The 21,143-nt window shown below is 65.5% G+C and carries 21 protein-coding genes; 8 read left to right on the top strand and 13 right to left on the bottom strand.

Going from position 1 to position 21,143, the window contains the following annotated elements:
- Positions 1–7: 7 nt before the first annotated feature.
- Entirely contained in the window at positions 8–2,185 is a 2,178-nt protein-coding gene (locus ABQF30_RS13015; protein ID WP_448464226.1) for an elongation factor G-like protein EF-G2, read from the bottom strand.
- A gap of 164 nt (positions 2,186–2,349) precedes the next feature.
- Here ABQF30_RS13015 and ABQF30_RS13010 point away from each other — a divergent pair, with 164 nt between their 5' ends.
- Entirely contained in the window at positions 2,350–3,270 is a 921-nt protein-coding gene (locus tag ABQF30_RS13010; RefSeq protein WP_448464224.1) for an alpha/beta hydrolase, read from the top strand.
- Here ABQF30_RS13010 and ABQF30_RS13005 read toward each other — a convergent pair.
- Positions 3,235–3,825: a TetR/AcrR family transcriptional regulator gene (locus ABQF30_RS13005; RefSeq protein WP_448464222.1), complete on the bottom strand. Its 591-nt coding sequence runs from the start codon at positions 3,823–3,825 to the stop codon at positions 3,235–3,237. The two genes, ABQF30_RS13010 and ABQF30_RS13005, sit on opposite strands and share 36 nt — an antisense overlap.
- Before the next feature lie 52 nt (positions 3,826–3,877).
- Between ABQF30_RS13005 and ABQF30_RS13000 the strand changes: the two genes are divergently transcribed.
- Positions 3,878–4,681, top strand: a complete 804-nt coding sequence (locus tag ABQF30_RS13000) for a hypothetical protein (RefSeq protein ID WP_448464220.1) — start codon at positions 3,878–3,880, stop codon at positions 4,679–4,681.
- Here ABQF30_RS13000 and ABQF30_RS12995 read toward each other — a convergent pair.
- From ABQF30_RS12995 to ABQF30_RS12970, 6 genes are all read right to left on the bottom strand, one after another.
- The gene (locus ABQF30_RS12995) at positions 4,661–6,058 is read right to left on the bottom strand and encodes a 9-bladed beta-propeller domain-containing protein (protein ID WP_448464219.1); all 1,398 of its coding nucleotides are present in this window, start codon (positions 6,056–6,058) and stop codon (positions 4,661–4,663) included. The two genes, ABQF30_RS13000 and ABQF30_RS12995, sit on opposite strands and share 21 nt — an antisense overlap.
- Entirely contained in the window at positions 6,055–6,675 is a 621-nt protein-coding gene (locus tag ABQF30_RS12990) for a hypothetical protein (RefSeq protein ID WP_448464217.1), read from the bottom strand. The genes ABQF30_RS12995 and ABQF30_RS12990 overlap by 4 nt, the downstream gene beginning before the upstream one ends.
- A 122-nt stretch (positions 6,676–6,797) precedes the next feature.
- On the bottom strand, positions 6,798–8,108 hold the full coding sequence (locus ABQF30_RS12985; protein ID WP_448464215.1) for a hypothetical protein: 1,311 nt from the start codon (positions 8,106–8,108) through the stop codon (positions 6,798–6,800).
- Positions 8,109–8,111: 3 nt separating this feature from the next.
- Positions 8,112–8,396 (bottom strand): type VII secretion target, encoded by a 285-nt coding sequence (locus ABQF30_RS12980; RefSeq protein ID WP_448464213.1) that lies wholly within the window; start codon positions 8,394–8,396, stop codon positions 8,112–8,114.
- 128 nt (positions 8,397–8,524) lie between these two features.
- Positions 8,525–8,956, bottom strand: a complete 432-nt coding sequence (locus ABQF30_RS12975; RefSeq protein ID WP_448464211.1) for a TIGR03668 family PPOX class F420-dependent oxidoreductase — start codon at positions 8,954–8,956, stop codon at positions 8,525–8,527.
- A 23-nt stretch (positions 8,957–8,979) separates the two neighbouring features.
- Positions 8,980–9,516: a hypothetical protein gene (locus tag ABQF30_RS12970; RefSeq protein ID WP_448464209.1), complete on the bottom strand. Its 537-nt coding sequence runs from the start codon at positions 9,514–9,516 to the stop codon at positions 8,980–8,982.
- Between the two features lie 202 nt (positions 9,517–9,718).
- On the opposite strand from ABQF30_RS12970, the gene ABQF30_RS12965 reads away from it, so the two are divergent.
- From ABQF30_RS12965 to ABQF30_RS12950, 4 genes are read left to right on the top strand one after another with little or no spacing between them, the layout of a single operon-like run.
- Positions 9,719–10,858, top strand: coding sequence for an ABC transporter substrate-binding protein (locus ABQF30_RS12965; protein ID WP_448464207.1), 1,140 nt, complete (start codon positions 9,719–9,721; stop codon positions 10,856–10,858).
- Positions 10,859–10,866: 8 nt separating this feature from the next.
- Positions 10,867–11,724: an ABC transporter permease gene (locus tag ABQF30_RS12960; RefSeq protein ID WP_448464205.1), complete on the top strand. Its 858-nt coding sequence runs from the start codon at positions 10,867–10,869 to the stop codon at positions 11,722–11,724.
- Positions 11,721–12,491, top strand: coding sequence for an ABC transporter permease (locus tag ABQF30_RS12955; RefSeq protein WP_448464203.1), 771 nt, complete (start codon positions 11,721–11,723; stop codon positions 12,489–12,491). Before ABQF30_RS12960 ends, ABQF30_RS12955 begins: the two co-directional genes overlap by 4 nt.
- Positions 12,491–13,543: an ABC transporter ATP-binding protein gene (locus ABQF30_RS12950; protein WP_448464201.1), complete on the top strand. Its 1,053-nt coding sequence runs from the start codon at positions 12,491–12,493 to the stop codon at positions 13,541–13,543. Before ABQF30_RS12955 ends, ABQF30_RS12950 begins: the two co-directional genes overlap by 1 nt.
- A 10-nt stretch (positions 13,544–13,553) precedes the next feature.
- Here ABQF30_RS12950 and ABQF30_RS12945 read toward each other — a convergent pair whose 3' ends face one another.
- Genes ABQF30_RS12945 through ABQF30_RS12935 form a run of 3 tightly spaced genes read right to left on the bottom strand, consistent with a single transcriptional unit; the run spans position 13,554 to position 15,369 of the window.
- Positions 13,554–14,132 carry an orotate phosphoribosyltransferase gene (locus tag ABQF30_RS12945; RefSeq protein ID WP_448464199.1) on the bottom strand — a complete coding sequence of 193 codons (579 nt, stop codon included), beginning with the start codon at positions 14,130–14,132 and terminating at the stop codon, positions 13,554–13,556.
- A gap of 31 nt (positions 14,133–14,163) precedes the next feature.
- Entirely contained in the window at positions 14,164–14,925 is a 762-nt protein-coding gene (locus ABQF30_RS12940) for a HugZ family pyridoxamine 5'-phosphate oxidase (protein WP_448464968.1), read from the bottom strand.
- Positions 14,926–14,979: 54 nt separating this feature from the next.
- Positions 14,980–15,369, bottom strand: a complete 390-nt coding sequence (locus tag ABQF30_RS12935) for a hypothetical protein (protein WP_448464966.1) — start codon at positions 15,367–15,369, stop codon at positions 14,980–14,982.
- A 296-nt stretch (positions 15,370–15,665) separates the two neighbouring features.
- On the opposite strand from ABQF30_RS12935, the gene treS reads away from it, so the two are divergent.
- Both treS and ABQF30_RS12925 read left to right on the top strand, forming a co-directional pair.
- Positions 15,666–17,444: a maltose alpha-D-glucosyltransferase gene (gene treS / locus ABQF30_RS12930; protein WP_448464964.1), complete on the top strand. Its 1,779-nt coding sequence runs from the start codon at positions 15,666–15,668 to the stop codon at positions 17,442–17,444.
- Complete coding sequence (locus ABQF30_RS12925; protein ID WP_448464197.1) at positions 17,441–18,763, top strand: maltokinase N-terminal cap-like domain-containing protein; 1,323 nt, start codon at positions 17,441–17,443, stop codon at positions 18,761–18,763. Before treS ends, ABQF30_RS12925 begins: the two co-directional genes overlap by 4 nt.
- An 83-nt stretch (positions 18,764–18,846) precedes the next feature.
- On the opposite strand, the gene ABQF30_RS12920 is transcribed toward ABQF30_RS12925, so the two are convergent.
- Positions 18,847–19,950, bottom strand: a complete 1,104-nt coding sequence (locus ABQF30_RS12920) for an acyl-CoA dehydrogenase family protein (RefSeq protein WP_448464195.1) — start codon at positions 19,948–19,950, stop codon at positions 18,847–18,849.
- An 8-nt stretch (positions 19,951–19,958) separates the two neighbouring features.
- Positions 19,959–21,116, bottom strand: a complete 1,158-nt coding sequence (locus ABQF30_RS12915; protein ID WP_448464193.1) for an acyl-CoA dehydrogenase family protein — start codon at positions 21,114–21,116, stop codon at positions 19,959–19,961.
- Positions 21,117–21,143 lie beyond the last annotated feature (27 nt).

The raw sequence follows: 21,143 nt of genomic DNA, 5'->3' as shown, positions 1-21,143 counted from the left end.
GCGCCGGCTAAGCCGAACTGCGGACCCGCGCAGCCGCCGATTCCGGCATCGGTTCGTAGCGGGCGAACGCCCGGGTGAACGAGCCCGCTCCGTGGGACAGCGACCGCAGGTCGATGGCGTAGCGGGTCAGCTCGACCTCCGGGATCTCGGCTTTGACCACCGTGCGATCCTCGTCGACCTTGTCGGTGCCGAGCACCCGTCCGCGGCGTCCGGCCAGATCACTCATCACCGCGCCGACGAGGTCGTCGGGCACCATCACGCTCACCTCGTCCACCGGCTCGAGCAGGTTGATCCTGGTGGCCGCCGCAGCCTCGCGCAACGCCAGACCGCCTGCCATCTGGAACGCGAAATCCGACGAGTCCACGCTGTGCGCCTTGCCGTCGAACAGGGTCACCCGGATGTCGACGACCGGGTAGCCCGGTCCCACGCCTTTCTCCATCTGCGCGCGCACACCCTTTTCCACGCTGCCGATGAATTGCCGCGGGACCGATCCGCCCACCACCTTGTCGACGAATTCGAAACCGCTTCCTTCGGGCAACGGCTCGACCTCGATGTCGCACACCGCGTACTGGCCATGGCCGCCTGACTGTTTGACGTGGCGGCCGTGTCCCTTCGCCTTGCCGCCGAGCGTCTCACGCAACGGCACGCGCAACTCGACGGTGTCCACAGAAACGCCGTACCGCCGCGACAGGGCGTCGAGCACCACCCCGGCATGGGCCTCACCCATGCACCACAGCACGACCTGGTGCGTTTCGGGGTTCTGTTCGATGCGCAGCGTGGGATCCTCGGCGGCGAGCCGCTGCAGCCCCACCGATAGTTTGTCCTCGTCGGTCTTCGCGCGGGGCTGTACCGCGATCGGAAGCAGGGGATCGGGCATCGTCCACGGCCGCAGCACCAGCGGATCGGACTTGTCGCTGAGGGTGTCGCCGGTCTCGGCGCGGCTCAGCCGGCCGATCGCGCAGATGTCGCCGGCGACCACCATCGGCGCCGGTCGTTGTTGCTTGCCCAGCGGAAATGACAGCGCGCCGATGCGCTCATCCTCGTCGTGGTCGGCGTGGCCTGCCATCAGGCTTGAGTCGGCGTGGCTGTGTGAACCGGCCGCCGCAAGGGCGTCGGCGAACGCAGAAAAATGGCCCGACACATGCACGGTGGCGTCGGGCCTGATGGTGCCGGAGAACACCCGGACCAGGCTGACCCTGCCGACGTAGGGATCCGATGTCGTCTTCACCACCTCGGCCAGCAGCGGCCCGGCGGGATCGCACGTCATCGGTTTGCGCGGGGCGCCCTGCGGGGTGAACACCTCGGGCAGGCGATGTTCCGGCGGCGCCGGGAACCCGCGGGTCGCGACCTCCACCAGTTCCAGCGTGCCCACCCCGGAGTTGCTGCACACCGGGATCACCGGGAAGAAGGATCCCCGGGCCACCGCCTTCTCCAGGTCGGCGATGAGCACCGACTCGTCGATCTCCTCGCCGCCGAGATAACGCTCCATGAGCGTCTCGTCCTCGGACTCCTCGATGATTCCCTCGATCAGCGATCCGCGGAGTTCGGCGATCTCGGCATCGAAAGAGCCGTCCGGCGGGTGCGCGGTCTGCTTGCGGTCGGCGTACTCGTAGTGGGTTCGGGTGAGCAGCCCGATGACGCCGCCCCCGGCCGGAAAGTACAGCGGCAGCACCTTGTCGCCGAAGGCCTCTTGGGCGGCGGCCAGCGTGGTGGCGTAGTTCGCCCTGGCGTGGTCGAGCTTGGTGATCACCACGGCGCGCGGCATGTCCACCTCGCTGCATTCCAGCCACAGCGCTTTGGTCGGTTCGTCCACACTCTCGTTCGCGGCGATGACGAACAGTGCACAGTCCGCGGCGCGCAGGCCCGCCCGGAGCTCTCCGACGAAGTCGGCGTAGCCGGGGGTATCGATCAGGTTGACCTTGATCCCGTTGTGCTGCAACGGCGCCAGCGCGAGGCTGACCGACCGCTCCTGTGCGATCTCGGCATCGTCGAAGTCGCATACCGTCGACCCGTCGACCACGGAACCGAGCCGGTTCAACACCCCGGACGCCAGCAGCAGCGCCTCCACCAGAGTGGTCTTGCCGGCCCCCGATGGACCGACGAGAACCACATTGCGAATCGCCGCCGGATCGTCCGCGGTGGGAACAGCCCCGTTGCCGGCCGATGAATTCGTCCTGTCCGCCATGGCTTCCCTCCTCTCATCCACCATTCCCCGATGTGACCTACAGCACAAGACCCGCGGTGCGGCCGCGGAATGTGAGTACGACCCGACGGCGACGTCTCGACCGGGCTCTTCAGGACCGCTGAATGCGAGTTGTCGGGCGGTTCGTGCCAACTCAGGCTGGAGACATGGACTTTGAGGCCTACGCCCGTTTTCTGCCCGCCCAGTACCGCGCCCAACCGCTCGTCGAGCCGATCTCTACGTGGTGGCAGTGGCGGGGGCTCGAGGTCCACATCGCGCGGGCAGTCACCCCCGACAGCGACGTCCGAGCACTGGTGTTGCACGGTGCCGGTGGGTATGCGGGCGCGTTGTGGCCTTTTGCCGCGCTGGCTGCCGCCGAGGGCGTGGACGTGTTGTCTCCTGACTTGCCGCTCTACGGCGATACCGTCGAACCTTCGCCCGGGACAGTGCGATACGACGACTGGGTCGAGTTGGTGTGCGACCTGGTCCGTGCTGAATGCGAGCACGACGACCGGCCGCTGATCGTGTTCGGCGCCAGCATGGGCGGCATGCTCGGATACGAGGTCGCCGCCCGGACCGGGCTGGTGTCGCATGTCGTGGCGACCTGCCTGCTCGATCCGGCCGATCCGGCCGCCCGCCGTGCAGCAGCCCGCATCCCGCAGTCCGGTGCGGTGGCGCCGGTGATCATGCGCATGTTCGATCCGTGGATCGGCCGGCTGCGGGTGCCGATCCGCTGGTTGGTCAACATGAACGCGATGAGCGGCAAAACTGCGCTGTCCCGGTTGTGCGCCACCGACCGCAAGGGCGGCGGGGTCCGGGTGCCGCTCGGTTTCCTGTCCAGCTGGCTGAACTTCACCCACACCGCGCCCGAAATGTTCGACGCTGCCCCGGTCACCCTGGTCCATCCGGGGGCGGATCGCTGGACGCCTGCACCGCTGAGCATCCGGTTTCTCGATCGCATCGCGGCGCCCACCCGGCTGGTGATGCTGGAAGGCTGCGGGCACTATCCGATCGAAGAGCCCGGGCTCAGTCAATTGGTCGCGGCGCTGCGCTCAGTCCGGCAGGACACGCTCGACGAGGTCCAGTAACTCGTCGGTGTTCATGCCGCGTCGGGTCATCACCCGGTGTAGATGCGCGTCGACGGTGTGGACCACCATCTGTGCGGTGGTCAGCGCATCGTCGCCGCCTGCACGGCCGCAGCGCTGCAGATGAAAGGCGACCTCGCGCGCGAGATGATCCTCGAACTCCTGCAGGGCGGCGAGCTCGCCCGCCCGCCGCGGCGCCAGGCGGTGCATCAACCCGTGCAGGCCGGGCCGGTCGCTGTGCAGGTCGACGATCTCGTCGAGGATCGCCCGCATGGTGTCTTCGAATGACGGTTGTTCGCGCCGCAACCGGGTGAACACCGCGTCGAGCCGGCCAGTCGCGATGCGTACATGACGCTGGGCGAGCGCGTACAACAGCGCGTGCTTGTTCGGGAAATATTGGTAGAGCGATCCGATGGACACTCCGGCCCGCTCGGCGATGCGGTTGGTGGTGGCCCCCAGGCCTTCCCGCTCAAAAACCTGCGCGGCCGCCTCCAACACCACTTCGACGGTCTCGCGGGAGCGATCCTGTCGGGGCGCCTTGCGCGGAGCGTCGCTCATCGCTCCCACGATACGAGCACCGTGACCAGTTGTAGGCTGCCAGAATGGCGCCATGACGCAGACGCCGAGTCTCACGACGACACTGCCTTTGGACCCGGTGGGTACTGTTGCGGTGGTCGATCTGGAGGCGGCCTGCGAACTGTTCGGCCGCGACATGTTGCCGTATCCGCTGGGGCGCAGTCGGCCGGTGGGTTCACTGTGGCTTCTCACCAGAGATGTGCAGCCGATCGAAGATCGCCTCCACGGCGGTGATCTTCGTGGCGTCCGAGCGTGGGTGGAAGCCTTTGTGCGGGCCGAGGTCTGCGTGGGATGCCGGGTCAGTTACCGCGACGAGGACTCTCTCGATCTTCGGTTGAATGGCTTGCGGGCCGGCGGATTGGGGTTTGTTGCGGTACAGCGCAATGATCCTGAGGTTGTCGACATCGTCGACATCTACGCGGTGTCGCCGGCGGATTTGGGTGCGGTGCTCGCTGATTTGGTCGGACTCGCCGATGCGGGTGCTCATGCCCGCATTGCCGTTGTCGGCCAGGATCATCGGCTTCCGTCCCCGCCCGAGACGATCGACGAATATGACGCCTTTGGCTTCCCGATCCCATACGAGGGTCCGAGAAGTCCGGCCGTCCACATCGTCGATGGACGCGATGTCGGGGCGATCGGGACAGTGCAGTCGCTGCGTGGCCCGGCCCGTCATCTGGTCCAGGTCGACGATGATGGCGACTACCTATATGCGCGTGATGATGCCGGCTATGCCGAACCGCTTGATGCTGAGACGCTGCGCGCGTGCATCGATGAACTCATCGCCGATGACGTTGCCCCCGGCAGGCGCACCGAGATGTCAGTCCGGTGGGACGAGTGATGACAGCTCGTTGTTGACGCGGAGGACGAGTGTGGTGTTCACGCGCCACACGTCTTTGGCTTCGCTATCGGTCGATCCGGGTAGCGTCCACAAGGTTTCACATGTCGCCAGATCGATGGCCTGGGCCAGAGCTCTTGTATTGCGGCCACCGCCCATGACGACCACGTCGCCGCTGGAGCCGATATATGAATACCAGAGCGCCTCGTTGTCACAGGTATTGCCTTCTTCGCCGGTCGACAGGTCGAACTGTCGCCAGATGCGGCGGTCCTCATCGGTGGAGACCAGCAGTATCGTGCCGGCCAGGCGGGTGTAGGGCATCAATTTTGATTTCGCCAACTCCAGTAGGAGCTTGCCGGCAACCGTGAGAACTCGGTCTTCCGTGTCGGTTTGGGCTAGCGGCACGACCTCAGAGCCGGTGAGCAGACTCGCCTCACTGTCGAGTCGGCCCTGCTGGTGGCCTTCATTGTCGAAGAATGCGACACCGGCCCCGGTGGTGCCGCGCCGAAGCTCGTAGGCGAACCCGCCGGGGTAGACAGCGACGCGACGAATTTCCTCGCCGGCGGGAACCGTCGGTGTGAGTATCTTGCCGTCGGCGAGGGAGAACACCACGTCTGGCTCACGCAGACGGGACTGCACTGCCAGGGCAGGCGCGGGGACATCCCTGTCGTCGTCTTTCGGGAATGACACGAACCCGGTGCCCGGCACGTGCCAGGTCAGCTCGGCGTGGGGACCGACACCATAGACTCCCTGATCATCAACAGTGGCCACCAGGTAATCGCCGAGTTGCTGGACGGCCGGATCTGCCTTGGGCATGGACCAATTCAGTTCGGTGGGGCCGTCGTACAGCAACCCACCGGTGTCGGTGTCGACTACCCAGGCATGTGTCGGGGCATCCGGTTCGGTGCCGCCTCGAAGGCACACGACCATTTTCGGGCCATTGGCAAAACAGGCGGAGGCCAGCATGGCTTCGGCGCTTTCGTGACGACCCAATCTGACCGGCTCGAACAGTTTGTGTCCGTTGCTGACGTCGATACCGATCACCGACCAGTCCTGAGCGGTCATCGCCAGAAAGACCGCTCGGTCCCCGATGTTGCCGATCGGTGAGTAACGGATGTGGGCATTGGGATCCAGTCCGAGTGTGGCTGCGCCGATCTTCCAGCCCGATACCGGTTGGCTGCGCATGGGCATCGCAAGCAGGGCCTGTTCAGGCAAACCCAGTTCCGCAGCGGTCGGCAACTTATCGGGGACCGGGCGGCCATCAACGACACACCCTGTCGACGACAGCAGCGCAGCCACTACGAGCACCGCCGCCATCAGTCGGGACCAGCTGCTCAGCGGCTGACTCGATGCGTCAGATCCCTTCAGTTGCAGCGTCATTCGGTGGTGAACTTCTCCTCATCGAGACGGCGCAGGGCGCGCTCGTCGGTGAGTTCCCCGCGGCATTCGGGGTGTTGCCAATAGAACCGCACCCACTCGCGGAGCGCGTGGCTGTTGCCGGTGATGGTGTCGGAGACCAGCTTGACGCTGCGGCCTTGGGGGAGAGCAAAAACGATCACCTCGTGGAATGGCTTTCCCCCCCGAGTCGGGTGATCCAAAATCTGCTCAACTTCATCCCATGTGCCACGTACGAATGAATTCCATTGGCCTTCCCACACTTCGAAGCCCCGCGGATCGAGACGTAGATGGCTTCCGCCCCGGTGCTTGAACATCCGATAAAGGGTTGGCGCGCCGAATAGCGCGAGGGCACCACAGGCTGCAGGGACCAGCCCCCGCATAACCCCCGACGGAACGTAATCAACCATCCCAAACTGGGAAAACGCTAGGTAGAGTGCCGCCGCGAGGAATACCGCCGTGGTAGACGCGACGAACACTGCGTCCACGCATCTTTGCGGTCGAAGCAGGGTGCCCGCCGCGCCCCATTCTTTCCTTGGTTTCGCCGCACCCGACGTCGCATAAACCATATAGGCAGCGAAACCAAACGCCCATATCGTCACCCCGAGAATGATTAGTCCCGTTAGATAGCTCCCGCGGAGCAGCCAAACCAGAACCCAGACGCCGGAAAATACTCCAATTCCACCTAACACAAGTGAAAGCAATATTGCTCGCGCAGAAACTTTCATCGCGGACAAAATGTGTTGCCGATCCAGTTGCCGAGGGCTTCGCCGCCTCCAGCTGCAAAGAGGGCCACTGGGATGGACACCACCGGTGTGGCGCCTGAAGTCGCTAGTCCGGCCAGTGTGCCCGTAGCCACCGAGGTGACCCCCTCGGCCGTGGCGACGCATTTCTCGAAGTTGGAGTCCGCCACTGCTATGTCCCATAATGCTGTCGCGACGCTGATCCCCGGCCCGCCGTACTTTCCACCCGGGCCCGGCACAGCGGAAGCTCCGGCACTCAGGGAACTCATAATGGGGTGATCGAAAAGATTGATCGGAACGTCGGCCTGCTGATCATCGGCAAGTATGGTGCCGGATTTTCTGCCGTCGGGCCACTCCCTTAAGTTGACGACCGTCCCGTCTGCGTACTGGATAGTGGTTGATTTTGCGCCGCCTAAACCGTTGCCGGCCCAATCTTCATATGTGACGGATGTCGTTTCGGAGACCTTGTTGCCATCCTTGTCGAAATGCACTTCGGTAGTAAGCGGCCCTCGATCCGAAAAGTCTGCTTGGGCATTGACCGTCTTGACGGCTTTGCTGCCGTCCAGCATATATGTAGTCGTGATTGTGGCCACCTCTTCTCCAGTGGCGGGGTCATACCGCGTCTCCACCCGCGTTTCCCGGATCGTTTGTGACATGTCTCCGTCTCGCAGGATGGCCTGCTGCATGAGTCCAGTAGTTGTCATCGGGTTGGGTACGTCGTCACCTGGTTTCGTCATGCCGGGGAACAGATTGTCCAGGCTGGTCGGGTCGGGCGCTTGGAAGCCATGGGGTTGGCCGGCCGCGCTCACTTTGGCGGCAGTACCTTCGTCGGCAGCACCCACCTCGAACAGCATTCCGTTGACGGTGACCTGTTCGGCCTGGGCCCGCCTTTCCAACGCGGCCGCCTCTTCGACGGTCATTTGGCCACCGGCGATTAACACCACCCATTGATCGCTGACGTGTAGCTGGCCTCCCTTGTCGATCTCGTCGGCCTTGTTCAGCAGTGCGGTTCGGGTCGCGCCGATGGTGTCGGCGCCGCCGTTGAAAGCTTCAGCGACCGCCGTGGTGTATGTCGAGAAGGAGTCCGTCTGCGTCTTGGCCCGCTCGAACATCTCCGTGGCTGCTGTGTGAGCGCCGCCCGACCATGCCTTGGTGTCCGGCATGGTCTTGATGTTGTCGCTGATCGCTGTCACGGCGTTGCCAACGGCCAGGCCGCCGTCGGTGATCGATTGGGCGGTGAACGTCAGAGAGTCGGGATTCCAGCGTTCCAGCCGCGGGCGCGACGGCAGCATGACTCAGAAGATTCCTTTGAAGGTGCCCGCCAGGTCGGCGTCGTTCACTTCGTACGTGTCGCCCGCACCACGCACTGCGGTACCCATCTCGTTGACATTGGTGGCGATCTGCTCGACAACCTCTTTGACGTGCGCGCCCACGAGTCTTGCCGCCCACTGTGTGGTCGATCCATCCAGACCGTCAGCGGCGGTGGCGACTTTGGTCCCGACGTCAGCTTCGCGGATCAGCCCTGATGCGATGTCCACCTGACCGGCGAAGGCGCGCAGGATCTCAGGGTCAACCTCCACAAGCAGTCTCCGTTCACCTGTTCGGTTCCATGCGTTGGCAAAGACACTAACCGAGGTTGGTAGGCGGGATTGCCACCAATTTGTCTGGTGTTGGAACGCCGCTCGGGCGCCAGAACACCTCGAACACGTCAGGCCTGCCAGGAGGACCAGCGCGTCACATCGACCGTGATGACCGGACCGTCCAACGCAATCCGTTGGTACTGCGGATATTTGGCGCGCAGCAGCCCGTAGCCGGTGGCCATCTCGTCACCGCTGTAGTGCGTGGCCGCCTGCCCGTCGGCCCGCACCCACCACAACTGCGTCCAGTCGTCGGTGTAGTGGTCGACGAGCAGGCTCACCCTCGCGTCGTGTTCGATGTTGGCGAGCCTGCGCAACTTGTGGGTGGACTTACGTTTGGCGTCCACCGCGGTGTACACCGTGGCATGGTCGGCGCCTTGCTCGGTGCTGATGTGTACCGCGAACACCACCGGCACCAGATGCGGTCCGCCGTCGGAACCCAGCGTCGCCAGCACTGCGGCGGGCGCGTTCGCGAATTCGGTGACAGCGTCGAACCCGGCCATCGCTCAAGCGTAGGCCGCGAGGCTCAGTTCCGCGGACGCCTCGGCTCGGGAGCGACGCTGATCGGTGACCGGGTGACGGGGGTGCGGGTCACCCCGATCTCCGGCTTCTTCGACTCGCGCGGCCGCTGGGTGGGCCGATACACCGGGGAACGGGGCGCTTCTTGCGTCGGCGGTGGAGGTGGCGGCGGTGCGGGTGGCACCCCGACGCGCAGCGTCGGCGACGGCGTCGGGGGAGTGGTGCCGGCCGTCGGGGCCACCGACGTCGGTTCGTCCCGGTCGACCGACGATGGGGCGTCCCGCAACAACAGCAGGACAACCGACACCACGATCGCAGCCGCAGCCACCCCGGCGGCGATCAGCGCGATGGCCGCACCGCGAGTGCGGTACCAGGGCACCGGGGCAGGTTTGAAATTCCAGGTGTTGATGTCGAACGCGTCGAACCCATCGGGCCCTGCATCGGGCCCTGTATCGGGCCGCGCATCCGACCCGACTTCGGGTCCCGGGGCCGGTTCCTCCCACAGGTAATCGAAGCCTCCCCCGGCTTCGCGTTCAGACACCATTCGATGTTAACGGCACCACCTGGGGAAATTCGCGGCAAAGCCTGCTTCGGACCGTTCGGCGGCGAACGTCACGCGAATTCGGCGTGGCCACGATAGGGTGCGATGCGCTCGGCGATATCCACTTTGGGTCGTTCATTCAGGCGACGAGATTCGGTAACCGGTGCGCCACTTTGACGCTTCCTCACCACCGGAAGGTTTGGCAATGCTGATTTCACGGTTCTTCCCGCGGGCTGCCGCGGTTACTGCCTCGGCTTTGGTCGTCGTTGGCCTCGCGGCCTGCGCCCCGCCCGAAAAGGAGACTTCCGGAGGCGAAACCGAAACCGGCGTCAAGGCGTCCGAGGCGAAATCCGCGGCGGATTTCGGTGGGATGGACAAACTGATCGAGGCGGCCAAGGCCGAGGGCGAGCTCAACGTGATTGCGCTTCCGCCGGATTGGGCGAACTACGGCGCGATCATTCAGGCGTTCTCCGACAAGTACGGGATCAAGGTCAACTCGGCTCAGCCCGACGCCTCCAGCCAGGAAGAGATCAACGCCGCCAATCAACAGAAGGGCAAGAGCACCGCCCCTGATGTGTTCGATCTCGGGCAGTCGGTGGCGCTGGCGAACACCGCGATGTTCGCGCCGTACAAGGTGGCCACCTTCGATGACATCCCGGCGGCATACCGGGATCCCGACGGCGTCTGGGTGAACGACTACGGCGGCTATATGTCGATCGGCTTCGATTCCTCGAAGGTGCCTCCGGTAACCAGCATCGACGATCTGCTGAAACCCGAGTACCAGGGCAAGGTCGCGCTCAACGGCGACCCCACTCAGGCCGGCGCGGCGTTCTCGGGGGTGCTGATGGTCGCGGTGTCGCAGGGCGGGGCCGCAGACGACATCGCCCCCGGTGTCGAGTTCTTCGCAAAACTCAAGGAGGCGGGCAACTTCCTGCCCGTCGACCCGACACCGGCCACCATCGAGTCGGGTCAGACCCCGGTGGTGATCGACTGGAACTACACCAATGCCTCCGAAACCAAGAAGCTTCCGAGCTGGCAGGTGCTGGTCCCGCAGGACGCCGCGGTCGCGGGGTATTACTACCAGGCGATCAACAAGGACGCCCCGCACCCGGCGGCGGCGCGGCTGTGGCAAGAGTTCCTGTTCAGTGACGAAGGGCAGAACCTGTACGGAGCCGGGGGTGTTCGTCCCGTGCGCGCCGAAAACATGACGGGCGCAGGCACGCTCGATCAGGCGGTGGCCAGCTCCATGCCGATCGTCCACGGCCCCGTCACTGTCCCCAGCCCGCAGCAGACGGAGGCGGCCACCAAGTATCTGGCCGACAACTGGGCCACGGCGATCGGCTGAGGCGGTCCATGCCGCGCCCCACTCTCCGTCAGTTCCGGGACGCCGTGCCGCTGCTGCCTTTCCTGGCGGTGGTCACGGTGTTCCTGATCGTCCCGACGCTGACGGTGATCGTGATGGCCTTCGTCGCAGACGGGTCCTTCTCGCTCGACCGGATTGCCGCGCTGTTCACCGGAACCGCGCTGGCGGCGTTGGGTAAGAGCGTGCTGCTGTCGGCGAGCACCGCCCTGCTCGGCGCGGTGTTCGGCGCGGTGCTGGCCTGGTTGATTGTCAGCAGCGCGCCGGAGTCGATGCTGCGCCGCTCGGTACTGGCCCTGTGCAGTGTCCTGGCCCAGTTCGGCGGCGTGGCATTGGCTTTCGCGTTCCTCGCGACGATCGGCCTCAACGGTGTGCTGACACTGTGGGCGGCCGAGCATCTCGGTTGGGACCTGGCCGGGTCCGGCTGGTTGTACGGCTTGGCCGGACTCGTCCTGGTGTACACGTACTTTCAGATCCCGCTGATGGTGATCGTCTTCATCCCGGCCCTCGAAGGGCTGCGCAAGCAGTGGCGGGAGGCCGCCGTGAGCCTCGGCGCCTCGAGGTGGCAGTACCTGCGGGAGGTTGCGGTGCCGTTGTTGACCCCGGCCTTCCTGGGCTCGGCGTTGTTGTTGTTCGCCAATGCTTTTGCCGCGTACGCCACCGCTGCGGCACTGGTGAGCCAGGGCGCTCCGATAGTTCCGCTGTTGATTCGGGCGTCCTTGACCAGTGAGGTGGTGCTGGGACAGTCAGGATTCGCCTATGCGCTGGCATTGGAGATGATCGTCGTGGTGGCGGTGGTGATGGTCGCGTACAACGCCTTGGTCCGACGGACCGCGAGGTGGCTGAAATGAAGCGGGCGGTGCGGCTGTCCCTCTGGGCGGTGTTCGGGCTGTTCTTCCTGTTCCCGCTCTATGCGATGGCGGATTTCTCCACCCGCAACCTGTTCGCCGGCGGCCGGACCCTGGTTGCCTGGCGCAACCTCGTCACCGACGACGCGTTGTATGAGGCGATCGTGATCTCCCTGCTGTTAGCGGTTTTCACGGTCGTCGCGATGCTGATCCTGTTGGTGCCGACGATGATCTGGGTGCGCCTGCGGGCGCGGTGGGCTCAGCGCGCAGTGGAGTTTCTGTGCCTGCTGCCGTTGGCGATCCCGGCGCTGGTGATCGTGGTCGGGCTGCGCAACGTCTACCTCTGGGTCACGTACTTTCTCGGCGAGTCTGCGCTCACGCTGACGTTCGTCTACGTCGTGTTGGTGCTGCCGTTCGCCTACCGGTCCATCGACTCGGCGCTGTCGGCCATCGACCTGCAGACGCTGGCCGAGGCCGCGCGTTCGCTGGGGGCTGGGTGGATGAGCACGATCACCCGGGTGATCGTGCCGAACATCTGGCCTGGAATCCTTTCCGCCGCTTTCATATCCATCGCCGTGGTGCTCGGCGAATACACCATCGCGTCGCTGAGCGGATTCCAGACGTTGCAGGTGCAGATCGTCGCGATCGGTAAGAGTGACGGCCCCACCTCGGTGGCTGCCTCGTTGGCGGTCCTGCTGCTCGGGTTCGTACTGTTGTTGGCTCTGGCGGCGGTCACCCGGGGGCGGCGCAGGTTAGGAGAGCAGGCGTGATGGCCGCGGACGTGAGGAGCAATAAAGGTGCCGCTGTCGAACTTCGCGACCTGACGCGCACTTTTGGCGACGTCAAGGCGCTCGACGGTCTGAGCCTGCGCATCGAACCCGGTGAGTTGGTGGCTCTGCTCGGACCGTCGGGCTGCGGCAAGACCACCGCGTTGCGCATCCTGGCCGGACTCGACGAGGCCACCTCGGGCAGCGTCTCCGTCGGCGGCCGGGACCTCAGTTCGGTGCCGGCCAACAAGCGCGACATGGGCATGGTGTTCCAGGCGTACAGCCTGTTCCCGCATCTGACCGTCTTGGACAACGTCGCGTTCGGTTTGAAGATGCGCGGAAAGGGCAAGGGGGAAAGGCTTTCTCGGGCCGACGATATGTTGGACCTGGTCGGCCTGGCCGAGCATAGACACAAGTACGCCAGTGAGTTGTCCGGTGGTCAGCAGCAGCGTGTCGCGCTGGCCCGCGCGCTGGCGATCCAGCCCAGGGTGCTGCTGCTCGACGAGCCACTGTCGGCACTGGATGCGAAGGTGCGCACGCAGCTGCGTGACGAGATTCGACGGGTTCAGTTGGAGCTCGGAACCACGACCCTGTTCGTCACTCACGACCAGGAGGAGGCGCTCGCCGTTGCCGACCGGGTCGGCGTGATGAGCCATGGCAAACTCGAGCAGCTCGCCGCACCCGCCGACTTGTACGCCAACCCGTCGACCCCGTTTGTCGCGGAGTTCGTCGGTTTGCACAACAAGGTGCCCGCGCAGGTGTTGAACGGCCACGCACAACTGCTCGGCACCGAAGTCCCGACGCTGCCCGGTTCAATCGACGCCGGCGCGGGCCTGGCGATGGTGCGCCCGGAGTCGGTCATGGTGCGTGCCGACCCGGCCGGTACCGCGGAGGTGGCGTCTGTCGCGTTCCTGGGCCCGATTTCGCGCGTGTACCTGACGCTGCCCGGCGGCTCGGTGATCCATGCGCAACTGCCGAGCGTCCAGGCGCGCGCCTTCGAGACGGGCGCTGCAGTGACTGTCGGGTTGGAGCCCGCGCCCGTCCTGGTGATCTAGCTACGGGGGATCAGACGTCCTTGACCGGTTCGATCCCCAGATCGCGGTAGGTCACCAGCGCGGCGAACGGCACCCCGAGTCGCGCGAAGCGCCCGGCCGCGACGTCGCCGCGGTCCACCATCGGGATGACGCCGGTGACGGCCGCGCCCGCCGCCGTCACGCGCTCGTAAGCGATCTCGGTCGAGCCACCGGTGCTGATCACGTCGTCGACAAGCAGTACGCGGATGCCGGGCGTCAACCGGGTTCCTTCGATCCACTGCTCGCGGCCACGGGTCTTCTGCTCCTTGCGTACCGAGAACCAGGCCTTGCCGGTCACCATCGCCACGCCGTGGGCCAGCGGGTCGGCACCCATCGTGAGCCCGCCGACGGCATCGAACTCGATACCGCGCGCCGCGGCCAGATCGGCGACCGCGCGGCTGACGATCGCCATCCGCTCACCGGTGTCGATCGCGTACTTGCCGTCGATGTAGTCATGGCTGAGCTGTCCGCTGACCAGACGGAACGGCTCTTCACGATGCTCGTACCCGCGGGTGCGGATCAGCTCGAAGGCGGCTTGCCAGGTCTCGGGGCGCTTGGACGCGTCAGACATACCCGCGATCGTATTGCACCTGGTAAGACGTTCAGCCCTGGCCGGCGCGGTGCGCCGAATCGGCTTGAGCGCGCCGAGCCAATTCGACTGTGGCCCCGCGCAGCTCGTCGTATGACCTGATCGGCGCGCCATAGCCGACCCGGGTGTAGGCCACCCCGCGATCGGTGGTGACCCGCAGGTCCAGGCCGTAGCGGTCGGCGCCGGTGCATACCGCCGTCGTCGTGTCGGGGTAGCCGCCGAGAGTGCGGGCCATCGCGGCCAGTGACGCAGCGTGGTCGGCGTTGAGGTGCTCTATCGCCCCTGCCGCGCGCGGCCGCACCGGATCGGGTTCGGCCGCGACGTAGGCCTGGCCCGTCGCGGAATCCATCCGGCCGTAACCACCGACCCAGCGCACCCGGTGCACGCGCAATACCCACACCGAGAAGTCGCTGAAATCGATGTAGTACTTCGCCGCGGCGACCGCGGCGAGGTGGGCCTCGCGGGCGGCGGCCAACTCCTCGCCCACCGGGCGTTGCGCCACGCCGGCCAGGGTGACCCGGCCGCTGGCCAAGGGATCGGATTCGGTTTCCGGTGCCACGATCGCGATGCTGGCCCGCGGGTCACCGGCGAGATTGCGGCCGTGCTCGGCCATGTTGGACACGCACAGCACCGGTGCCCCGCCGAGCAGACCATAGGTGACAAATGACGCCCAGGGGTCGCCGTCGGCGGTCAGCGTCGCCACCGTGCCGACGTTGGTCGACGCGGCGATCGTGCGGGCCTCTTCCGCAGCCGATGGCCGAACGACGTCGGCCATCGGGGTCAGCGGTGGTGGAACCGAGGGGGCGTCCCCCGGGTCGCCATGGTCCACTCAGCCGCCCAATGCGGCGATCAGATCCTTGATCTGCGCGGTTTCGGCTTCGGTCACCGGTTCTTCGGCTTCCACGGCCTCGATGAGATCCTGGCGAACCCCGATGCCGTTCGCGGCTTCGGCAGTCGTCAGCTTGGCGCGCAGCCGGGCGACATAGAGCCGCTGGCCCAGAGTCGCCCCCGGCCCATCGGCGGCGATCGTCATCAGCTCGTCGTAGCGGCTGCGCACACCGCTCAGCGCGACGATGACCGACGGAGTGACGCGGCTGCGTCCGGCCGCCTCGGACAACGAGGCCTGCAATTTGCGCAGACCGCTGAACACCACTGCCGCCCGCTCTGGGAATTCCGAATCACCGACCGACGGCAGTGCGTCGATGGCGGCGGTGTACATGTGCATCGCCGCATCGGACAGACCAACGATTACGGGTGCTTCACCATCATTAGGTGCCGACTCAGCCACGGGCCATCCCTCGAATTTTCGGTCGCCGGTCCGGTCGCCGGCAAGATCAAATCGGGGAAAACCTAACCCGCCGTCGCTTCTTATTCAACCGTTAGTTTTCCCGCAAACGCGTCGCCTTCGGCGAATCGCGTTGCTGCAGGATCGTTTCGGCCTTTCAGCGAGGAGCCGGAGGCGGATCGCGCATGAGCGCGGGTGTCGGGCGGCGGCGAAGTGGGTACGTTGAAAGACTGATGGACGAAACTCAGGGCAGCCACGTTGAAGCCGGAGTGGTGGAGCATCCCACTGCCGAGGATTTCGCCCATGCCCGCACGCTGCCGACTGATCTCGGCTGGTTCAAACGGGCGGTTTTCTACGAGGTGCTGGTGCGGGCGTTCTACGACACCAACGCCGACGGCATCGGGGACCTCCGTGGGCTCACCGAACAGCTTGACTACCTCAAGTGGCTCGGCGTCGACTGCCTGTGGCTGCCGCCGTTCTACGATTCGCCGCTGCGCGACGGTGGCTACGACATCCGCGATTTCTACAAGGTGCTGCCGGAATTCGGCACCGTCGAGGACTTCGTCACGCTGCTGGACGCCGCACACCGGCGCGGGATCCGCGTCATCACCGACCTCGTGATGAACCACACCTCCGACTCGCACCACTGGTTCCAGGAGTCCCGGCGCAACCCCGACGGGCCGTACGGAGACTTCTACGTCTGGAGCGATACCAGCGAGAAGTATCAGGACGCGCGGATCATCTTCGTCGATACCGAGGAATCCAACTGGACGTTCGACCCGGTGCGCCGACAGTTCTACTGGCACCGGTTCTTCTCCCACCAGCCCGACCTCAACTACGACAACCCTGCCGTGCAGGAAGCGATGATCGACGCGCTGCGGTTCTGGCTGGACCTCGGCATCGACGGCTTCCGGCTGGACGCTGTGCCGTACCTGTTCGAACGCGAGGGCACCAACTGCGAGAACCTGCCGGAAACGCACGCGTTCCTCAAGCACTGCCGCAAGGTCATCGACGACGAGTTCCCCGGCCGGGTATTGCTGGCCGAGGCCAATCAGTGGCCCGCCGATGTGGTGGAGTACTTCGGCGATCCGGTCACCGGCGGCGACGAGTGCCACATGGCGTTCCATTTCCCGTTGATGCCAAGGATTTTCATGGCGGTGCGACGCGAGTCGCGGTTCCCCATCTCGGAGATCCTGGCGAACACCCCGCCCATTCCCGACATGGCGCAGTGGGGCATCTTCCTGCGAAACCACGACGAGCTCACGCTGGAGATGGTCACCGACGAAGAGCGTGACTACATGTACGCCGAGTATGCGAAAGACCCGCGGATGAAAGCCAATGTCGGCATCCGCCGCAGGCTCGCCCCGCTGCTGGAGAACGACCGCAACCAGATCGAGCTGTTCACCGCGCTGCTGTTGTCACTGCCGGGTTCCCCGGTGCTGTACTACGGCGACGAGATCGGGATGGGCGACATCATCTGGCTCGGCGATCGGGACAGTGTGCGCACCCCGATGCAGTGGACGCCGGACCGTAACGCCGGGTTCTCCAAGGCAAATCCGGGGCGGTTGTACCTGCCGCCGAATCAGGATGCGATCTACGGGTATCAGTCGGTCAACGTGGAAGCCCAACGGGACAGCTCCAATTCGCTGTTGAACTGGACGCGCCACATGCTTGCGGTGCGCGGCCGCCATGATGCGTTCGCCGTGGGAACGTTCCGCGAGTTGGGCGGGTCCAACCCGTCGGTGCTGGCCTTCGTCCGCGAGATCGACGCGGCCACCGCCGAAGACGGCACCAACGATGCGGTGTTGTGCGTCAACAACTTGTCGCGGTTCCCGCAGCCCATCGAGCTGAACCTGCAGCAGTGGAACGGGTACACGCCAATCGAGATGTCCGGCTACGTCGAGTTCCCCAGTATCGGGCAGCTGCCGTACCTGCTCACCCTGCCTGGGCACGGGTTCTACTGGTTCCAGCTTCGCGAGCCCGAGGAAGAACCGGGAGTGCAGCAATGAACATCCAATTCGCCGATTGGCTACGCCAACAACGATGGTATGCCGGCCGCAACCGTGAATTAGACTCTGCCGCACCGGGTATGGTGGTGCGGCTGGGTGAAGACACGGAACTCGTCCTGCTGGATGCGTCCTACTCCGACGGCACGGCCGAGCGCTACCAGGTGATCGTGCACTGGGGTGGCGGCCCGATCGAGGAATACAGTTCGGTCGCCACGATCGGCACTGCGGACGGCCGGACCGCCTATGACGCGCTGTACGAACCGGGTTCCGCGCAGTACCTGCTCTCGCTGATCGACGAGTCTGCGACGGTGGACGGCGTGGCGTTCGTTCGTGAACCCGACGTCACGCTGCCGCTGGAAGCCCCGCCGCGCGTGTCGGCAGCCGAGCAGAGCAACACCAGTGTGGTGTTCGGGCAGGACGCCGTGCTGAAGGTGTTCCGCCGCATCACCCCGGGGGTACACCCGGACATCGAACTCAACCGGGTACTGGCCAGGGCGGGCAATCCGCATGTCGCTCGCTTGCTGGGATCCATCGAAACAAGTTGGGATGGAGCCCCGTTCGCATTGGGGATGCTCGCCGAGTTCGCCGCAAACTCCGCAGAAGGCTGGGACATGGCCACCGCCAGCACCCGTGACCTGTTCGCGGAAGGCGACCTGTACGCCGACGAGGTGGGCGGAGACTTCGCGGGCGAATCGTACCGGCTCGGTGAGGCGGTCGCGTCGGTGCACGCCTGCCTGGCCGAGGCACTCGGCGCCGAGACCGCACCGTTCCCGCTCGAGATCATGCTGGACCGGCTTTCCGCCGCGGCGGAGGCGGTACCCGAACTGCAGCAACATGTTCCGTTGATCGAGGAGCGGTACCACAAGCTGGCCGGCGAACTGTTGACCGTGCAGCGGGTACACGGCGATCTGCATCTCGGTCAGGTGTTGCGCACCCCCGAGCGCTGGCTGCTGATCGACTTCGAAGGCGAACCCGGCCAGCCGCTGGAGCAACGTCGCCGGCCCGACACCCCGGTTCGCGATGTCGCGGGCATCCTCAGATCGTTCGAGTACGCAGCACATCAACGGTTGGTCGATCAGTCCGACGAAGACGACCGAGCCAGGCAGTTGGCGGCGCGCGCGCGGGAATGGGTGGACCGCAACAGTGCGGCGTTCTGCGACGGCTACGCGACGGTCGCGGGTAGCGATCCGCGCGAGCACGCCGAGTTGCTGACCGCCTACGAGTTGGACAAAGCGGTGTACGAGGCGGCCTACGAGGTCAGGCACCGGCCCAGCTGGCTGCGAATCCCGCTGGGCTCGGTCACCCGCCTGGTGGGCTGAGTTCTCCCGCGAGCAGACAGAGAATCGCATTACCCGAGGGGTTATGGTGCGAGTCTGCGTCTGCTCGGCGAGGAAAGTGGCCCCTACAGCGTGACGATCTCGTAGCGGTCCAGCTGATCGATCAGCGTGTGCAACTGGTTCTGCGAGGACCCGAGGGTGTGCTCGATCGCGGTGAGCCGCGCGGCGTAATGGCCGACCGGGTATTCCGCGGTCACCCCGATGCCACCGTGCAGCTGGATGGATTCCTGCGCGATGTGCCTGCCGGAGCGCCCGATCTGGAGCTTGGCGCGCGCCGCGATCACCGGATCGAACTGACCGTCGGCGATGGACATCGCGGCGTAGAGGCTCATGCTGCGGGCGAGTTCGAGCGACATGTACATGTCGGCGGCCCGCTGGGTGAGGGTCTGGAACTTGCTCAGCGTGACCCCGAACTGCTTGCGAGCGTTGAGGTATTCGGTCGTCAGGCGCAGCGCCTGCTCCATCGCGCCGACTGCCTCGGCGCACAGGGCTGCCGAAAGCCGCACCAGCGCACGGGTGATGGCGTCGGTGGCGTCGACCGCGTCGCCGAGCGGTTCGGCCGGGGTCGACGTGAGGTCGATCTGGGCGCCGCGGCGGCCGTCGAAAGTTCGGTAACTCATGCGGGTCACCGCGGTGACGTCGACGAGGAACAAACCAATACCACCGTCGGGCAGCGCTGCACTGACGATCACGGTGTCGGCCGCGTCGCCGGCCAGCACCGGATTCTTGGTGCCGGTCAACGTCCACGAATCGCCTTCGCGGGCAGCTTTCGTGGTGATCGCAGCACCGCGCACGCCGGGTTCGGCGTGCGCGAAGGCCAGTAGCCGTTGACCGGCGGCCACCTCGTCGAGCAGCGCACGCTGGGCGTCGGTGCCCAGTTCGGCGATGATCGAGCCGGGCCCGATCGCGCCGTGCAGCACCGGTTCGGGTGCCAGCTGGCGGCCGATTTCGTTGAGAACCAACATGATCTCGATCTGGCCGCCGGAATCCTCATCGAAACCCAGCCCGAGTACGCCGGTTTCGGCGAGCTGACTCCACACCTGCGGGTTGTAACCGGGGTCGGAGTCGACGACTTTGTTGCGCGTTTCGGCGTTGTCGTAGCTCGCCGAAAGCAGGTCACGGGTGGTGTCGGCCAGCAGGGTCTGTTCGTCAGTTTGCTGAAAATCCATGGCTCAACTCACAATCCGAGAATGGTGGACGCGATGATGGTGCGCTGAACCTCGTTGCTGCCGCCGTAGATCGAGGTCTTGCGATAGTTCAGGTAATGCGGTGCGGCCAGTTGTGCCCATTCGGGCGAGGCGATGTCACCCGCGTCGAACGGCAGCGCGTCCGCGCCTGCCACCTCGACCAGCAGTTCGGTGGCGGTCTGCTGCAGCTGGCTGCCGCGGAGCTTGAGCACCGACGAGGCCGGGCTCGGCTTGCCGTCGGACGATGCCGATGTCACCCGCATCTGGGTGAGTTCCAAGGCGAGCACGTCGTTCTCGGCTTCGGCGAGCCGCGCGGCGAACAGCGGATCGGCCAGCAGCCCGTTGGCCTCCGCGCGTTCCTTGACGTCGGCGAGGCGAACCTTCGTCCGCGCCACCTGGGCGATGCCCGTGCGCTCGTTGCCCAGCAGGAACTTCGCGTAGGTCCAGCCCTGGTTCTCCTCGCCGACGAGCTGGTCGGCCGGCACCCGGACATCTTCGAAGAAGACCTCGTTGACCTCGAAGCCGCCGTCGATCAGCTTGATCGGACGAAGCGTGACACCCGGGGTGTTCATGTCGATCAGCAGGAACGAGATACCGGCCTGCCGCTTGGGGGCCTGCGGGTCGGTGCGGACCAGGCAGAAGATCCAGTCGGCGTGCTGACCCAGGGTGGTCCAGGTCTTCTGGCCGTTGACCACGTAACTGTCGCCGTCGCGGAGCGCGGTGGTGCGCAGCGAGGCAAGGTCGGACCCGGCTTCGGGCTCGGAGAAGCCCTGGCACCACCAGATGTCCAGCGCCGCGGTCGGCGGCAGGAACCGCTCCTTGATCTCCTGGGAGCCGAACTCGGCGATCACCGGGCCGACCATTCGGGCGTTGAACGTCAGCGGCTCGGGCACGCAGGCCAGCTGCATCTCGTCGAGCCAGATCTGGTGCTGGTTGGGCGTCCAGTCCTTGCCGCCCCATTCGACCGGCCAGTTCGGCACCGCGAGACCGTGCTCATGCAGGATCTTGTGGGCGGTGACGATGTGCTCTTTGCTCAACTCCAGCCCCTGGCGAGACCGTTCGCGGATCTCAGCGGGAATCTTCGTGGTGTAGAAGGCGCGGAGTTCGTCGCGGAACGCGGCTTCCTCCGGCGTGAGGGCTAGCTGCATGTCTGCACCCTAAACCACCGGTTGGTT

It is taken from the genome of Mycolicibacterium sp. XJ870 (assembly GCF_053483975.1).
This window is presented reverse-complemented; position numbering and strand designations above follow the sequence as displayed.

Bases quoted from the DNA above. Each gene is read 5' to 3' on its own strand.
- ABQF30_RS13000 (WP_448464220.1), top strand. From the start codon at position 3,878: ATGACGCAGACGCCGAGTCTCACGACGACACTGCCTTTGGACCCGGTG.
- ABQF30_RS13010 (WP_448464224.1), top strand. From the start codon at position 2,350: ATGGACTTTGAGGCCTACGCCCGTTTTCTGCCCGCCCAGTACCGCGCC.
- ABQF30_RS12950 (WP_448464201.1), top strand. From the start codon at position 12,491: ATGGCCGCGGACGTGAGGAGCAATAAAGGTGCCGCTGTCGAACTTCGC.
- ABQF30_RS12945 (WP_448464199.1), bottom strand. From the start codon at position 14,132: ATGTCTGACGCGTCCAAGCGCCCCGAGACCTGGCAAGCCGCCTTCGAG.
- ABQF30_RS13005 (WP_448464222.1), bottom strand. From the start codon at position 3,825: ATGAGCGACGCTCCGCGCAAGGCGCCCCGACAGGATCGCTCCCGCGAG.
- ABQF30_RS12975 (WP_448464211.1), bottom strand. From the start codon at position 8,956: ATGGCCGGGTTCGACGCTGTCACCGAATTCGCGAACGCGCCCGCCGCA.
- ABQF30_RS12955 (WP_448464203.1), top strand. From the start codon at position 11,721: ATGAAGCGGGCGGTGCGGCTGTCCCTCTGGGCGGTGTTCGGGCTGTTC.
- ABQF30_RS13015 (WP_448464226.1), bottom strand. From the start codon at position 2,185: ATGGCGGACAGGACGAATTCATCGGCCGGCAACGGGGCTGTTCCCACC.
- ABQF30_RS12995 (WP_448464219.1), bottom strand. From the start codon at position 6,058: ATGACGCTGCAACTGAAGGGATCTGACGCATCGAGTCAGCCGCTGAGC.
- ABQF30_RS12915 (WP_448464193.1), bottom strand. From the start codon at position 21,116: ATGCAGCTAGCCCTCACGCCGGAGGAAGCCGCGTTCCGCGACGAACTC.
- ABQF30_RS12965 (WP_448464207.1), top strand. From the start codon at position 9,719: ATGCTGATTTCACGGTTCTTCCCGCGGGCTGCCGCGGTTACTGCCTCG.
- ABQF30_RS12925 (WP_448464197.1), top strand. From the start codon at position 17,441: ATGAACATCCAATTCGCCGATTGGCTACGCCAACAACGATGGTATGCC.
- ABQF30_RS12940 (WP_448464968.1), bottom strand. From the start codon at position 14,925: ATGGCCGACGTCGTTCGGCCATCGGCTGCGGAAGAGGCCCGCACGATC.
- ABQF30_RS12985 (WP_448464215.1), bottom strand. From the start codon at position 8,108: ATGCTGCCGTCGCGCCCGCGGCTGGAACGCTGGAATCCCGACTCTCTG.
- ABQF30_RS12970 (WP_448464209.1), bottom strand. From the start codon at position 9,516: ATGGTGTCTGAACGCGAAGCCGGGGGAGGCTTCGATTACCTGTGGGAG.
- ABQF30_RS12920 (WP_448464195.1), bottom strand. From the start codon at position 19,950: ATGGATTTTCAGCAAACTGACGAACAGACCCTGCTGGCCGACACCACC.
- ABQF30_RS12960 (WP_448464205.1), top strand. From the start codon at position 10,867: ATGCCGCGCCCCACTCTCCGTCAGTTCCGGGACGCCGTGCCGCTGCTG.
- ABQF30_RS12935 (WP_448464966.1), bottom strand. From the start codon at position 15,369: ATGTACACCGCCGCCATCGACGCACTGCCGTCGGTCGGTGATTCGGAA.